Below are 16,012 nucleotides of genomic sequence, written 5' to 3' on the forward strand. Positions count from 1 at the left end.
GGTTAATGATGTACTACTTTGAATCGGTCATCTGTGAGCGCTACCAGGAAGGTTTCAAGGTCTTCCATTTCTTCTTTGCTGAGGTTCAGGGGTTTATTCAGCGACAGATCCCGGTTAATACCGTCGTGTACAATGGTGTTAGGTTCATTGTAGTACGCGATGACTTCTTTTAATGTTTTGAACATACCGTTATGCATATACGGAGCGGTGACGGCCACGTTGCGCAGACTGGGTACTTTGAAAAAGCCTCTGTGGGAGCTGTCTTTCGTGGCATCAAACCGGCCTGCATCGGTCAGGGTAATCCCGTTAAACAGACCGATGTTCTTGAAGCGGTCGGCGGTAAAGTCTTCTCCCGAATGACAGTTATTACAATTGGCCTTACCGATAAACAGGAGGCGGCCACGTATAGCCGGCGCCGTGAGCGCGCTGTCATCGCCGGCAATGTAGCGGTCGTACGGGCTGTTGGCCGTTTCCAGCGTGCGTTCATAAGCAGCGATTGCCTGCAGCAGATTTTTGCTGTTGGGCGCACTGTTGAATAACTGCTGAAAATATAAACGATAGCTTTCATTGTCGTTCAGCCGCTGTACGGCTTCTTCAATAGGCAGTCCCATTTCATCGGGGTTGATGATCGGTTGCAGCGCCTGTTCCTCGAGGGTGGCGGCGCGTCCATCCCAGAAGAAATTGGGCCGGCCGGAAAGATTGGTGATGCCGGGTGTATTTCTTTTGGTGGGTGTATGATGAATACCACGGCTGAAAGCCACGGTATCGGCAAATCCAAATTGAGGAATATGACAGGATGCGCAACTGATGCTGCGGTCTTTCGACAACAACGGATCAAAGAACAACTTCTCTCCGAGTTGCGCCCTGGTGGGGGGATCGCCCAGTTTTGCGCTGGTATTGAATCCTGCCACAATGGTGAAGGCACATAGCACACCCAGTAAAATGAATATCATTTTTCTCAGCTTCATGGTGGTAAAAATTAGGAAGGACATAGTATGCCCTGGAGCAACATGGGGGTTGCAAAAAAAATATTTGGTTGAACTAAAGTGTTGTGTCGCTGTAAGGAGGCTGTAAAAAAGAAATGGTTATTGGCATTCCCGGGAGGATGGGCGGGAGTGCCCGTCCTCCCCAGGAATTATATAATGGGGTAGTGAAAACACGAATGAGTTATTTGGCAGCAGCTACCAATGTTACATCCAGGTCAAAGTCATCGTAGATGGCTTTGTCGCCGATGCCCTCAAAGAAGCTCTTGGAACCGTATTTAATATTGTATTTGGTACGATCCACTTTGATGGCTGCCTTCGCAGTGAGCTTATTGCCGGCTACCGTTACGGTGGCTGGGAAAGTAACAGGGTTGGTGATACCTTTAATAGTTAAGTTACCGGTTACGTCGTAGTTACCGCCGCCTTTGGAAACAACGCTGGTAGTAACAAAGTTGGCAGAAGGAAATTTCTCTACAGAGAAGAAATCCTCGCTTTTCAGGTGACCCAGTAATTTTGCGTTGCCACCGGCATCTTTAATATCGGTAACGGCAATGGTACGGGTATCGAGTGAAAAACTGCCACCTTTCAACACGTTATTGTCTACATCCAGTTTGCCATCGGCAATGTTGATGGTGCCTTCGTGTTGTCCGGTTACTTTTTTACCGGTCCAGTTTAATTTGCTCTCTTTACTGTCTACCTGGAAAACGGTTGCTTTCCGGGCGGTAGCGGCTTTGGTTGGTTTTTCTCCTTTGTTGACAGTAGCAGGTGTAGTGAAAGACATCAGGAAGATAGATCCTCCAATAAAGAACAGTGATGCTAATCGTTGCATATGTGTGTGTTTAAATTTGGTGCAATTTAAGGGTGACGGGCGGATTAGCGTTTACGAGATCCGGAAATTAATGTTAAAATTACTTTTCCGCAATTAAAGCATCCAGATCCTGGTTCCATTTCGCTACATAATCCTTGTAATAATCACCGGTTACCTCGCCGGTATAGCCGGTATGTATTTGTCTTACTTCACCTTTACGGTCTATTATAATGGTAGTAGGGAACGCCATCATACGGTTGAGCGCCGGTAGCTTCTCTGACGCCACTTTCTTATCAGCAATGCCACCAAAAAGAATATCATATTGTATGTTGTATTTTTCTTTTAATTTACCTAATGTATACTTCGCATACTCCAGATCATCTTTCTGTTCAAAGCCGATAGCAATCGCTTCTACACCACGGTCTTTGTTTTTATTATACCAGGGCGACAGGAAAGAAGTCTGGTCAGTACAGTTAGGACACCAGGTACCGATGATCTCTACAATTACCACTTTACCTTTGTATTTATCATCGCTGAGGGAAACATTTTTACCATCCAGATCGGGCAGGGTGAAGTCCAGCTTCTTGTAACCTTCTTTCAGGTAGGTCAGTTTGTAAGGATCGGGTAATTCAGCTGCGGCGTTCTTTTCTCCATCAAATTTGATGTTGTTGTAGATACCTAAACTGATTTCGCCGGTCAGTGATTTGTCGTCATTTACCTTTCCTTTGATGTAGATGGGGCTGGGGCCTGTGAAGCCGGACAGTTCAAATTCATCCCCATGTACGGTACCTTCCAGTTCGCGGCTGTCGCCTACTACCGACATCACTACGCCGGTGAGTTTGTTGCCGTTCTGTTTCAGTAAACCGATGCGGTTGGGGGTAGGTTCTTTACTGTAGATTTTCAGGTCCCATTTGCCGCTGATATTGTAAGCAGGAGCGGCTTCTGTACCTGCTTCCGCAAAGCGGTAGCTTTGTCCGTGTTCTGCGGTAAACGGCAGTGCGTTGCCCCGGAAGTTAGGCACGAGGCTGCGGTACTCACCGGTGATACGGCCATCGGTCTCAATTTTGGCGACCAGTGCAGCATCATAGGTGTTCATTTTGATAAATAAGGAATCGTTGCCGATGCGCTGTACATGGAAGTCGTCGCGACGTGATCCATTGATCAGTGTAAATACGGCATGCTCGGGGTCTTTGCCTTTTAATTCAAAGTTAAAGGGTACCTGTGCTTCGCTCAGGGTAAATACGCCTCTCCAGATACCTTGTTTTACAAATGGTTTTTTAGGGGCAGCAAATGAGTTGTTGCTGAATAATCCTGCCACCATCAGGCCGGTTAAAAATAAGTGTTTGGACGTTTTCATGTTTGTAAATTATTGGTTGAACAATGCAAGACGTTGCCGGTCCTGGTGGGGCGACGAGCGGATGCTACAAAATAAAACTGGTGGTGAAGTACTGATGGAGTGGTGGCTTTATCAGTGGTGGTGAAACAAAGATAAAGGGGTCTTTTATTATTTCCAAATAAAAGTCTATAAATTTTGTAGACTAATAAGAAAGTGGGTATAGTAAAAGGTTTCGGGGAAAAGTTATATCCGGAGAGCTTGTTATTGGCCTGGAAGGAGACGCGGCTTTTGCCGGTTAACTGCCGGACACTCCACGCTGCTACACTATTCTGCCTAAAAAAGAACTAAATTTGCGCTTTAAATAACCTGACTTGAGTAATTCTGTTTTTTTAATAACACCACCATTTACCCAGTTGAACACGCCGTATCCGGCCACTGCTTACCTGAAAGGATTTCTGAATACAAAAAATATTACTTCCTTCCAGTCAGATCTGGGTATAGAGGTAACACTCCGTTTATTTTCAAAACAGGGCCTGGAACAGTTGTTTGCGCATATTGCTGCAGCGCCGCCGATGGCAGCTTCAGAGAATATTGCCCGCATGCTGGTATTACAGGAAGATTACATACAAACTATCGACGCGGTTATTTTATTTCTACAGGGAAAAAATCCTACCCTGGCACATCTCATCTGTAAACGCGATTACTTACCCGAAGCCTCCCGTTTTGCGCAGCTGGATGATCTGAACTGGGCCTTTGGTTCCATGGGTACGCAGGATAAAGCCAAACACCTGGCCACTATGTACCTGGAAGACCTGTCAGACCTGATCATGGAATGCGTGGATCCCCATTTTGGTTTCAGCCGGTATGCAGAACGGCTCAGTCGCTCTGCCAATAGCTTCGATGAACTCTATGCCGCACTCCAGGCGGATTATACTTATATAGACAGTATCCTGACGGAATTACTGGCGCAACACATGGAGCAGGTGCAACCGGCTATGCTGGCCATTTCGGTGCCGTTTCCCGGCAACCTGTATGCGGCATTGCGCTGCGGACAATGGGTGAAACAACATTATCCTGCCGTGAAAGTGGCCATGGGTGGTGGTTTTCCCAATACGGAACTGCGTTCACTGGCAGATGCCCGTGTATTTGAATTCGTGGATTTCATCACACTCGACGATGGAGAAGCGCCCATCGAAAACCTGCTGCAGTTCCTCGAAGGAAAGAAAACGGCAGAAGAACTGAAACGTACCTTTCTGCTCACAGAAGAGAAAGTGACTTACGTTAACAGCAAAGCCACGCACGATTATAAACAGGCGCAACTTGGTACGCCGGATTACAGCGACCTGTTACTCGATAAATACATCTCCGCCATCGAAGTGGTGAATCCCATGCACAGCCTCTGGAGCGATGGCCGCTGGAATAAGCTCACCATGGCACATGGTTGCTATTGGGGTAAATGTACGTTCTGCGATATCTCGCTCGACTACATAAAAATATACGAACCGATTACGGCCTCCCTGCTGTGCGACCGGATGGAAACCATCATTGCACAAACGGGGCAAAACGGATTTCACTTTGTGGATGAAGCCGCGCCGCCCGCATTGATGCGTGCCCTGGCGCTGGAAATTATCCGCCGTAAGCTTACCGTCAGTTGGTGGACAAATATCCGTTTTGAGAAAAGTTTCACGCGGGATCTTTGCCTGCTGCTCAAAGCCTCGGGCTGTATTGCCGTTTCCGGTGGACTGGAAGTAGCATCCGACCGTTTACTGGGACTGATACAGAAAGGCATCACGGTAGCGCAGGTGGCCCGTGTAAACCGACATTTTACGGAAGCCGGTATCATGGTACATGCATACCTGATGTATGGATTTCCCACACAAACCGCACAGGAAACGATTGATGCGCTGGAAATGGTGCGGCAGATGTTCCAGGCCGGGATCCTGCAATCTGCCTTCTGGCACCAGTTTACCATGACCGCTCACAGTCCTGTTGGATTGGAGCCTGCAAAGTTTAATGTAGAAAAGGAAACAGAAGAGATCGGCGCTTTTGCCAATAACGATATTATGCATATTGATCCTACGGGGGCCGACCACGAATCTTTCAGCTACGGATTAAAAAAATCGCTGCTGAATTTCATGCATGGCGCCTGCCTGGATTTCCCGCTATCGAAATGGTTTGAATTCAAAGTGCCGAAAACCAGTGTGCATCCCGACTTTATCGTGAACGCACTGATGGAGGAAGAAGCGGGCACGGTGAAGCCCACCTCTAAAGTAGTGTACCTGGGCAAACAGCCGGCCATGGAAATTATTACCAAATCAAAGAAAGGAGCCAGTTGGGAGATGTCTTCCTTAACTTTCCAGAGCAAGAAAGAGAAAGTCAATATTAGTGTGCAACCGCCGCAAGGGGTGTGGCTTACGCAGATACTCCGGCAACTGGCTGTTGCCAATGTGAAAACATGGACGTTGCAGGAAGTGAAAGATAGTTATGAGGCGGCTGGTCTGGACGACTTTGAGCTCTTCTGGGACAACAAGCCGGTGAACACCCTGCACAAACTTGGATTGTTGAAGCTGTAGTGTTTTAAACGGCAAAAATGCTTACCGGGGAAATTCCCGGTATCAGTCATGAAGAAAAAGTCAAATATTTGTTTCCACTAAACTGACCTATCATGAGTGATCTTATGTCCCTTGCTGGCTATGGCTGTAATGACCAGGGCCACCTGAACCCTACACCTGAGCAGCTAGCCTACCAGATGCCATTTACGGGAGAACCTGCTACCTATGGAATGCCCATTACTGTGGCGGCGTATTTTGGAATGCTGAACAATTTTTACAAATTTTTAATTGCCAATCCGGAGCTGATCCCTTTATTCCAGGGCAGTTATTCCGTTGACTTCAGCAAGGCGTCCCTGATGCGTATTCTTAGCCAGGAAGGCTGTGAATATGTTCGTTTTCATTTTGCTATTCCTGAAGAAGACAACAAATTAAGCCTCGTAGCGGAGGGTCTGACTTCAGAATTAGGCCAGGTGGGCTATGCACAATTGCTGCAGAAAGTTACCGATAATAACATGTTGCATGCCGGCGGCGATCCCAAGGTGGAAGAAAGAGGTAATGGTAAACCTAATCCGGATGGATCATTCCTGCAATTATTTCAAATATTAAAAGGTCATGGCTCTCCCCTGGCAACAGCAGACCTTGATCTGGTATTTAAAAAGTAATCTGAACATAAATTTTTGTGCCGATGAACGGTTGGGTGTATGCTTATTATCTTTTACTGGTAACCTGCTTTATTCTTAGTTTATTTAACCTGCAATACAGGGAAGTTAAGATATTAAGTGTGTTGCTCGCGGCTTCTATTATTACGGAAGTAATTGTAGAAGTAATCGGCACAGAAGGTTTAGGTTTTTTTATAGTGTATCATTTTTTTGTGGTGCTGGAATATAGTTTGATTACAATTATTCTCCGATCAGGGATCAGGGACTATCGCTGGCGACTATTAATGGGTGTTTCCATTTTTGTTTTTGGTATGGTATCCCTTTTCTACAGCTTTGTATTGGAAGGATGGCGGGCCTTTCCCGGTATCAACATCACCATAGAAAGCTTCCTGGTTATCTGCTGGTGCCTTTTATCCTTTTTTTCAATAACCCCGGATAGTGAAGCATCTATATTCCGGCACCCTGTTTTTTGGTTAACCCTTGCATTCTTTATTTATTTCGCAGCTTCTGTGAGCGTAAATGCCTTTTATAATTTGCTCCTGGAAAATGATACCACCCGGGCCAGGCACTTTTTCAGGGTATTAAACTCATTATCCAATTACCTGTTGTATATTATGCTGATAAAAGGCGTCGTATGTTTCCGGTCAAACAGGATCTCTTTGTAGCTGTTATTTTTATTTCGTTGCTCGTTATCGTCATGGGACTGGTGGTAGTGGCGGCGGTAATAAGTTATAAAAAGAAGCAGGATGCATATTTACATCAGCTTAAACTAATGAAGGAAGATTACGACAAACAGCTTATGTGGTCCCAGATTGAAATGCAGGAAGAAGCCTTTGCCCATCTCGGCCAGGAACTGCATGACGATATCGGCCAGTTGCTGAGCAGCACCAAGCTCCTGATCAATGTTACCCAACGGAGCATGAAGGAAATTCCCGATACCCTGCAGATAGCGGAAAATACCCTGAGTACCGCTATCCAGCACCTGCGGGCGCTTTCCAAATCATTTAGCCGTCAATGGCTGGATCAGTTCAGCCTGATCGACAATCTGAAAACAGAAGTAGAGAGAATTAACTCCAGCAGGGAGATTAAAATAACGTTTACCCATGAACTGATGGTATTGCCCCTCCAGGCAGAACCACAGATCATCCTGTTTCGTATTATCCAGGAAGCGATCCAGAATTGTATCAAACACGCCCGTCCGCAAGTCATTGATATCAGTATCAGGGTAGCTGCGCAACAGCTGATCCTGATTATCGCCGATGATGGATCGGGCTTTGATAAAGCCAGTATGTCGTCTAAAGGGATGGGCATCCGGAATATGCAGCACCGTACCAATCTTCTCGGCGGCGATATCCGCTGGGAAGTCACCACCGCTGGTGGTACCGCCGTATTGATAACATTACCCCTGGAATAAATTTTTGTTTATGAAGATCAACATTGGTATTGCAGATGATCACCAGCTGTTCCTGAAATCACTCAGTTTACTGGTTGGCGGCTTCGCCGGCTTTCAGATTGTAGCGGAAGCCATGAATGGAAAGGAATTGCTTGAAAAACTGGCGCAACTGCCATCGCCACCCGATATTTTGCTGGTGGATGTGAACATGCCTGTTATGGATGGCGCCAGCACCACTGCGGCTGTATTAAAACTATATCCCACGGTAAAAGTGGTGGCCCTGTCGATGAAAGACAACGACGCCACGATCATAGAAATGCTGAAAGCCGGTTGCTGTGCCTATCTCCTGAAAGATATACACCCCACAGAACTGGAAAAAGCCCTGACGGAAATACACAGCACCGGACAGTATTACAATGATGCGTCCAACGTGAACTATCGCCGCCTGTTGCTGCAATCAGAACAAAAACAAACCCTGACAGAACGGGAAAGGGAGTTTCTCCATCTCGCCTGCAGCGATCTGACCTACAAAGCCATCGCCGCTAAAATGAATGTTACTGAACGTACGGTAGATGGATACCGGGAAATCCTGTTTAACAAACTGAATGTGCAAAGCCGCACCGGTATGGTCCTGGAGGCCTTACGCAGACAACTCGTGAGTTTATAAAACTAGTTCTCCCGTAAATTTTTTACCGGGTTAGACAATGCCGCTTTCAACGCCTTGTAGCCCACCGTTGCCCATGCCATCAGCAATGATAAAACAATAGCGGAAACAAAGATGCCAGCGCCTATCGCCGTATGATAATAGAATCCGGACAGCCAGCCCTGCATAAAGTAATAGCCTAATGGTGCGGAAATCACGAAGGCAATCCCGATCAGTAGCATAAATTCTTTCGAAAAAAGGAACAGGATATTGTTGACCGATGCGCCCAATACCTTGCGTATACCCACTTCGCGGGTGCGGTTGGTAACCATAAAGGAGATCAGGCCGTACAACCCCAGGCAGGAAATGAACACCGCGATGCCGGCAAACAACTGGAATAATTTGGCGGTGATAACGTCTGCTTCGTAGAAGCTTTGCACCCGCTCATCAACGAAAGAGAGGTCGTACAGGTAGGTAGGGTAGATGCCGGTAAAGGTTTGCTCCACTTTTTTCAGGGTAGCGGAGATCTTCGTGGGATCCAGGCGCAGGGCGATGTATTCATAGGCGCCTCTCTGGGAGCCCATAAATAAAGGCGTGATGGCTTCATGCAGGGATTTGCTGTTGAAGTCATTGATAACACCTACTATCGGAAAACTTTGGTGTTCGGTGGTAGTGAGGATTTTACCGATAATATTTTCCGGAGATGATAGACCCAGTTTTTTTACCGTGGTTTCATTCACAACAATTTCCCTCAGTGTATCGCTGGGATAGGGGAGCCTGCCTGCTTTCAGCTTGATGTCGAAGGTGCGGTAGAAATCTGCATCGCCCGGTTTAACACCTATTTTAAATGGTGCTTTCTCCGGCTGGGAGTCGAAATAAAAATCCTGTAGGAAAATCCAGTCGGCCGTAGGCGCGTCTGTACAAAGACTCACTGCACTCACCCCTGGTAATTCACTCATGCTGGTTTTAAGATATTCATATTTCAGTTTTAAGGTACTGTCGCTCGGCAGATTCACCAGCACTACTGCATCCTTATTAAATCCCATCGATTGATGGCTTATATAGTCCATCTGCTTTACCACTACCAGCGTGCCTATTACCAGCAGTTGCGCAATTACAAACTGGAACACCACCAGTCCCCGGCGCAATGACACGCCGCCGGTCGATTTGATACTGATTTTGCTTTTCAGTGCTGTTACCGGGTTGAAACCGGAAACAATCATCCCCGGATAGAAGCCGGACAGCAGGGTGACCAGCACCGCGCAACCCAATACCGCCGCCCATAGGGAAGGGGAGTTTAGTAAGGATAAAGATAATTCCCGGTCGATCAGCTGCCCGGTATAAGGTAATGCTATAATGGTAATAATGATGGCCACCGCAATAGCACATAATGTAATCACGGCGGTTTCCAGCAGAAACTGGGAGAACAGCTGTACCCGGTTACTGCCCAGTACTTTCCGCACGCCTATTTCCTTCGCCCTGTTTACTGATAACGCGGTGGCCAGGTTAATAAAATTGATACAGGCCACCAGCAGCAGGAAACAGCCTATCAGCGCCAGCGCCCACAATTCCCTGGAGGATAGGTTACCGGTAATAAAGTTGTGATAACGTTTATCCATGTGCATGGCAGATAGCGGCTGCAATTGTAATTGTGCAAGCTGGGTGGTGCTGGCTTTGTAGTAGCGCGCCGCAAAGGCGGGCAGTCCTGCTGTAATGGAGGATCGCTGCGCGTTGTCTTTTAACAGCACGAAGCATTGCGCATAGCCCTGGCTGGTTTCCCAGGGGCTGCCCGGCAGGAATTGATCCGGGGTCAATGTTTTCAATACATTATAGGACAATCCCACTTCCACGGGTAGATCTGTGTTGGTGGGCAGGTCTTTAAATACGCCTGTTACCTGGAAAGGGACCCGGTAAGACCACATCAGTATGGTGCGGCCAACGGCCGACTGGACATCTCCGAAATAGGCCCGCGCGGTTTTTTCTGAAATTACAGCGGTGTGTGGATCGTTTAAACCGGCGGCATTGCCAGCCAGCCAGGTATAATCGAGGATATTATATAAATCAGGGGTGGTATAAAAGATGCCTGTCTGTTTGAATTTTTTCTCATCGCTGGTTCCTTTGGAGGGCACATACATCTGTGCGCCGCCCTGGAAAGAAATGAGAGCTGCCTTGTCGACTGCCGGAAAATCGGACTTCATTTTATCCGCCATTTCCCAGTTAACATTACTCAGCCTGGACGTTACCTCCCCGTTGCTGCGGTTAATAACGTTGGTGGTTACACGGTAAATCCGGTCCGCCGCCGCATGATAGCTATCAAAACTGCGTTCATAGCTGATCACCAGGAAAATAATCAATGCAGCAGCAATACCGGTGGCTAATCCTGCAATGTTCAGGATGGTAAATGTTCGTTTACGGGTAATGCTGCGAAAGGTTGTTTTCAGGTAGCTGTTTATCATAACAGAAAGATAGCGCAAAAAGCAGGTCAGAAACGTAAGTTGTTTATGTTCAATGTTTATGGGTATGGTGGATTGTCCGGTTTTGAACAATTGTTGACGATAGCGGACGTTTGTAATCCGGGAAAGAGGGAGGAAAAACCGGTTTCACCGTTTTAACGGCTCCGTTTACCGTTTTTTCGGTGGCCTTTGCCTTTTTACGAACGGGGATCGCCGGGGTTGTTGTATTTTCGGTCGTCAATGTAGAAATGATGATGAATCAACAAGGGGACAATGCGCCCATTCTCGATGTGAAAGCGCTGCATATCCGTTATGGTGCTTTTGAAGCGGTGAAAGACGTGTCATTCGACGTATATGGCGGGGAGATTTTTGGTTTGCTGGGGCCTAACGGCGCTGGTAAAACGAGTACGCTCAGTGCTATAGAAGGGTTGCTGAAGCCGGTTTCGGGACAGATCACCGTAGCGGGTTTTAATACACGGGAGAAGCCATTGCACGCCCGTGCCAATATGGGCGTACAATTACAGGCTACCAGCTTTCAGCCGGAGCTTACCATCGGGGAGATTATCCGGCTTTTTGCCAGTATTTACGGGGTGGAGCTGGGAGAGGATACTATCCGGGAGAAGCTGGCTGCGATTAACCTGGAAGATGCTGCCGGCAAAAAGATTGCGCAGCTTTCCGGTGGGCAGCAACAGCGGGTATCGCTGTTGATATCCACTATCCATCATCCGCAGCTGGTGTTGCTGGATGAACCTACTACCGGTCTGGATCCGCAGTCGCGGCGCCAGCTCTGGGAAAGAATTGAATATTTCCGCAACAACGGACATGCGGTATTACTTACTACTCACTCCATGGAAGAAGCCGAAGCGGTTTGCGACCGTATTGCTATTATTGATCATGGCCGTATTATCGCTATTGATACACCGGCAGCCTTAATAGAAAAGCATTTGCATGATCCGGAGGTATTGAAGGTTGTCCGGAAAGGAAAAGTTACTTTGGAAGATGTGTTTATCGGATTAACTGGCACGGCTGTACGCTCATAACCTCACGCTATCAACATGGAAACAAGAATACCAAAAAATACTACTGTGATGGCCGCTTTGCTGCGTGCCGATTTTACCACGCTATGGCGTAACCGCCGTTCTTTCCGTTTGGTGCTGATTGTACCGCTTATCATTCTGGTATCCTGGAAAGGGCTGGTAGATAAGCTGGGGGGCGTGTTTGTACTGTCGTCCTGTATTACCATCGGTCTTACCAGCATCGGACTGATGGGTTATTCCAATGCCATTGCGCGCGACCGCGACCGGGGCGTATTTCAGCGGCTCCGCGTAGGGCCGGTATCTTCCTGGACAATTATGATCAGCCGCCTGCTGGTGCAGATCGCGATGATCATGGTCATGACGTTGCTGGTATTTATAGGTGGCTACTACATCGATCATATTCATGTGTCGCCGTTGGGTTATATTGCTGGCTTGCTGATGTCTTTACTGGGAGGCGCCGTATACCTGGGATTGGGGCAGGCTATTGTGGGAAGGTTTAAAAACCCGGAAACGGTGAACTCTATCACCCGCCTGGTTTATTTTATCTTCATCATGATTGGTATGTTCGGAGAACTGGGCTTGCTGGGTAAAGAAACGCAGGAGATCATGAGTTGGTCGCCCTATGGTGTGGTGCGGGAAATACTGGCGGCCAGCCTGGAACCATCTGCCTGGACATTTAAAACCACCTATGCGTTATTGGCAGCTGTTGCTTACACCATTATGTTTGTAGTATTGGGTGTGAAGTGGTTTAAGTGGGAAAATAAATAAACAAACGCCGGGATGCTTCATGAAACATCCCGGCGCGATACTTACTTTCCTTTATCTGTTTTGGAATTAATAAATTCCCATTCGTTGATATGTGCGTTGCGGTGTTCTTTTTTTACAATCTCATCAAAGGCTGGTAGCATCGATGCATGCGTAGCTGCTACATCGTGTTCTTCTGAACGATCGGTACTGAGGTCATATAGTTCCCAGGCAGCCGCAGGATTTTTCTTCAGTCCGTTTTTAATGGCTTTCCATTTTCCCATGCGGATAGCAATAGCGCCGCCCTTCTCCGGATATTCGAAATAGAGGTACTTTCTATCGGTTTGTTGTGCATTGCGGCCGGTCATTTCCGGCAGCAATGAAATGCCGTCGTTCGCCGGCGCCGGAATGCCCGCTATAGCGGCGATAGTGGCCATCATGTCATATTGCACGGATGGAAGTTCGGAGGTCCTGCCTGCCGGTATTTTGCCTGGCCAGCGGGCTATCAGCGGCTCCCGGATCCCTCCTTCGTAAAGGTCCATTTTAAGTCCTCTTAAGCCACCGGTGCTGTTGAAAAAAGCAGCGTCTACACCGCCGTTGAAAGTGGCGCCGTTATCGCTGGAAAACATGATAATAGTGTTGTTGTCAAGGCCCAGACTTGCTACGAGGTTCATGATAACACCTACCTGTGAGTCGAGGTAAGTGATCATGGCAGCGTAAGCCGACAACGGGTATTTATGCGGCGTGTATCCCTGCTGGCCATAGTAAGGTTTTTCATTGAATTGCCCGAGGTAAGCCTTCACCGCACTGTCTGGTACCTGGAGGGAAATGTGCGGAATGGTGTAAGGAAGATAAAGGAAGAAAGGGTCTTTCTGATGGTCTTTTATAAAGCGGGTCGCTTTTTTTGTCAGTTCATCTACGGCATAATCCTTCCCTTTAAATTTATCGAAATCCGCATCTGTGGCGGTAGCTGGCGATAAAGTCTGGTGTACATTGATATAGGTGTTATTCAGTGGATCCGTTTTACCATTTTCCCAGAGATGGGTAGGGTAGTAGTTGTGTGCCTGCTTCTGATCGAGATAGCCGTAGAAATAGTCGAAGCCCTGGCGTTTTGGATCGCCGGTGCTGTACGACATTCCCAATCCCCATTTGCCGATGGCGCCCGTGGTATAACCTGCTTTTTGTAACATGGTACCAATGGTGACCGTACCTTCCGGTAAAGGCATTTGTCCGCCTTCCAGTGAATCCGGGAAGCCGCCCATTTCATAATTGCCACGGATATAAGCGTGGCCACCATGCCGGCCGGTCAGCAGCATACAGCGGGCTGGTGCGCATACAGGCGTACTGGTATAAAACTGGTTAAAGTGAATGCCTTCTGCCGACAGGCGGTCGAGGTGCGGGGTTTTTATCTTCTGTTGACCATAAGGGCCTGTTTCTGCATATCCCATGTCATCGGCATAGATGAATATGATATTGGGTTTCCGCGTTTGCGCCTCTGAAATAATACCCTGCAGGACGAGTAGCCCGAGCAGCAAAGTTCTTTTAACCATTACCTTCAAATTGTTTGCATCAAGATAGAAAGGTTCCGGTAGATAATCTATAGCACTTTCACGATTGCGCAAGCGTTTGCGTCCGGATAATGACTTCATCGATACGGTGATGATCCATCTTTTTTATCTCAAAGGAAACCTGGTTCAGCATTACTTTTTCTCCGGGTACGGGAATATGCCGGAGCTTATCGATGAGTAGACCGGCAATGGTGATGTCTTCTTTTTCATATTCCCGGAGCCATTCAAAATTCAGTGTTTCGCGGATATAACTCAGGCGGGTATAGCCGTAGGTAAGCCAGCTTTTATCCGGTTGCTGCACCAGGTATCGCTCGGTGGCATTGAATCCTGGCAAACTTCCACCCAGTAAACCGGATACAATATCGTGATAGGAGATGATGCCTTCACATTCGCCATACTCATTGATCACTACGCCCATGTTAGTGCCTTCGCGTCGCAGTTGCTGGAAAATATCATATACTTCCTGGTTCACCGACAAAAAAGAAACGGCATTCAGCAGCTCCGGCACCCGTTTCTCCGGGTAAAGAAAGAACTCCCTGACACCCAGCGCACCCATCACTTCCCGTGTACTGCCCGTCACCGGGAAGGTGCGATGTATACTACGTTTAATCGTTTCCGTTATCTCTTCCCGGCTCATTTCTTCGCGGACATAAGTGATCATGCTCGCCGGCGTCATGATGTTTTCTGCAGTAAGATCATAAGAAGAGAAGAGGTTCTTATGCAGGATCAACTCGCCTTTATCGATGAGCCCCTGTTTGTATGCGGCGGTCAGCATCCCCCGTATATCATTCTCCGTTAGTTTTTCTTCGCGGATGGTATTCACAGAAAACAGGCCCAGTATGAATTTGGTGCTGGCGGTTAATAACTTGATGAAAGGGTAGGTGATCTTTGAAAAAATGATCATCGAAGGTGTGATGAGGTAAGATACCTTCATAGGATCAAGCAGGGCCAGGGTTTTAGGGATCAGTTCCCCGATAACAATGGTCAGATACGTAATGCTGCCTACGCCCATGATCAATGCTGCGAGGTGTGCCATGCTAGTATGAAGTCCCCAGGAAACAAATACCGGCTCCAGCCAGGCGGCCATGAGGTCGCCTCCGTATAGCCCTTCCAGTATGCCTACCAACGTAATACCTACCTGTACTGCACTGAGAAATTCATCCGGATCCTTGATGAGATTCAATACACTCACAGCCTTCTTGTTTCCGCTGTCAGCCTGTTGTTGCAGCAATGTTTTGTCGATCGAAATTAAACCAATCTCCGCAATGGAGAAGTAAAAGTTGAGCGCAATAAGGACGAGTATGATAATGATAGAAGCCATATGGACAGCGGTTGTGAACTACTTAACAACGGGGTGGGACTATTGTTTATTGCGCTGGTTTTCAGGGTGGTGGTGGGGGTTAACTGAAAAAATATCTCACTGAAATTTTGGAAAAATGGAAACGCTGCTTATATTTGCAGCCCTGACACAATATCAGTTGCCCAGATGGCGAAATTGGTAGACGCACTGTGTTCAGGTCGCAGCGCCTGCAAGGGTGTGCTGGTTCGAATCCAGTTCTGGGCACTAGAAAAGGTTGTAAGTATTTGACTTACAACCTTTTTTGTTTGTGTCAATGTCGTTTTTGTCCGGTTTTTTTCGCTTTTATTCACCAATCACGACACAAATTGACACACCACATGACACACGCTTCATTTCTCCAAAGCTATTACCCACCGGCATTTTGGCAGTATGTCAACACGACACGCAAGCCTTCAAAAAATTCTTTTCCTCCGCTTTTTTTCGCTTTGGCTCGATTTTAAAAATTGCCTCAAATCCTTACTGACACGGCATACTAT

The 16,012-nt window shown here is 47.4% G+C and carries 13 protein-coding genes and 1 tRNA gene; 8 read left to right on the plus strand and 6 right to left on the minus strand.

Going from position 1 to position 16,012, the window contains the following annotated elements:
- Positions 1-2 precede the first annotated feature (2 nt).
- The 3 genes from BMW79_RS17945 to BMW79_RS17955 form a co-directional block, all read right to left on the minus strand.
- Positions 3-968 (minus strand): cytochrome-c peroxidase, encoded by a 966-nt coding sequence (locus tag BMW79_RS17945; protein ID WP_245752575.1) that lies wholly within the window; start codon positions 966-968, stop codon positions 3-5.
- A 199-nt stretch (positions 969-1,167) separates the two neighbouring features.
- Entirely contained in the window at positions 1,168-1,812 is a 645-nt protein-coding gene (locus BMW79_RS17950) for a YceI family protein (RefSeq protein WP_089897046.1), read from the minus strand.
- Between the two features lie 79 nt (positions 1,813-1,891).
- Entirely contained in the window at positions 1,892-3,148 is a 1,257-nt protein-coding gene (locus tag BMW79_RS17955; RefSeq protein WP_089897047.1) for a peroxiredoxin family protein, read from the minus strand.
- A gap of 350 nt (positions 3,149-3,498) precedes the next feature.
- On the opposite strand from BMW79_RS17955, the gene BMW79_RS17960 reads away from it, so the two are divergent.
- The 5 genes from BMW79_RS17960 to BMW79_RS17980 all read left to right on the plus strand — a co-directional run bounded on the left by BMW79_RS17960 (position 3,499) and on the right by BMW79_RS17980 (position 8,398).
- Positions 3,499-5,700: a B12-binding domain-containing radical SAM protein gene (locus BMW79_RS17960; RefSeq protein WP_089897048.1), complete on the plus strand. Its 2,202-nt coding sequence runs from the start codon at positions 3,499-3,501 to the stop codon at positions 5,698-5,700.
- Between the two features lie 92 nt (positions 5,701-5,792).
- Positions 5,793-6,341: a hypothetical protein gene (locus tag BMW79_RS17965; protein WP_089897049.1), complete on the plus strand. Its 549-nt coding sequence runs from the start codon at positions 5,793-5,795 to the stop codon at positions 6,339-6,341.
- Between the two features lie 23 nt (positions 6,342-6,364).
- The gene (locus tag BMW79_RS17970) at positions 6,365-7,003 is read left to right on the plus strand and encodes a hypothetical protein (RefSeq protein ID WP_089897050.1); all 639 of its coding nucleotides are present in this window, start codon (positions 6,365-6,367) and stop codon (positions 7,001-7,003) included.
- Positions 6,973-7,752, plus strand: coding sequence for a sensor histidine kinase (locus BMW79_RS17975; protein WP_089897051.1), 780 nt, complete (start codon positions 6,973-6,975; stop codon positions 7,750-7,752). The genes BMW79_RS17970 and BMW79_RS17975 overlap by 31 nt, the downstream gene beginning before the upstream one ends.
- 10 nt (positions 7,753-7,762) lie before the next feature.
- A complete protein-coding gene (locus tag BMW79_RS17980) occupies positions 7,763-8,398 on the plus strand; it encodes a response regulator transcription factor (RefSeq protein ID WP_089897052.1) in 636 nt (211 codons plus the stop codon).
- Positions 8,399-8,400: 2 nt separating this feature from the next.
- Here BMW79_RS17980 and BMW79_RS17985 read toward each other — a convergent pair whose 3' ends face one another.
- Entirely contained in the window at positions 8,401-10,830 is a 2,430-nt protein-coding gene (locus BMW79_RS17985; RefSeq protein WP_143059206.1) for an ABC transporter permease, read from the minus strand.
- A gap of 248 nt (positions 10,831-11,078) precedes the next feature.
- Here BMW79_RS17985 and BMW79_RS17990 point away from each other — a divergent pair, with 248 nt between their 5' ends.
- Together BMW79_RS17990 and BMW79_RS17995 are read left to right on the plus strand one after the other, a co-directional pair.
- Complete coding sequence (locus BMW79_RS17990; protein WP_245752577.1) at positions 11,079-11,867, plus strand: ABC transporter ATP-binding protein; 789 nt, start codon at positions 11,079-11,081, stop codon at positions 11,865-11,867.
- Positions 11,868-11,882: 15 nt separating this feature from the next.
- On the plus strand, positions 11,883-12,632 hold the full coding sequence (locus tag BMW79_RS17995) for an ABC transporter permease (protein WP_089897054.1): 750 nt from the start codon (positions 11,883-11,885) through the stop codon (positions 12,630-12,632).
- A gap of 41 nt (positions 12,633-12,673) precedes the next feature.
- On the opposite strand, the gene BMW79_RS18000 is transcribed toward BMW79_RS17995, so the two are convergent.
- Both BMW79_RS18000 and BMW79_RS18005 read right to left on the minus strand, forming a co-directional pair.
- Positions 12,674-14,158, minus strand: a complete 1,485-nt coding sequence (locus BMW79_RS18000) for an arylsulfatase (protein WP_089897055.1) — start codon at positions 14,156-14,158, stop codon at positions 12,674-12,676.
- A 58-nt stretch (positions 14,159-14,216) separates the two neighbouring features.
- Entirely contained in the window at positions 14,217-15,497 is a 1,281-nt protein-coding gene (locus BMW79_RS18005; protein WP_089897056.1) for a hemolysin family protein, read from the minus strand.
- A 159-nt stretch (positions 15,498-15,656) separates the two neighbouring features.
- Here BMW79_RS18005 and BMW79_RS18010 point away from each other — a divergent pair.
- Positions 15,657-15,740 (plus strand) — tRNA-Leu (locus tag BMW79_RS18010).
- The last annotated feature ends 272 nt before the right edge of the window (positions 15,741-16,012 follow it).

The sequence above is a fragment of the Chitinophaga arvensicola genome, from assembly GCF_900110835.1.
Taxonomy (GTDB): Bacteria; Bacteroidota; Bacteroidia; order Chitinophagales; family Chitinophagaceae; genus Chitinophaga; species Chitinophaga arvensicola.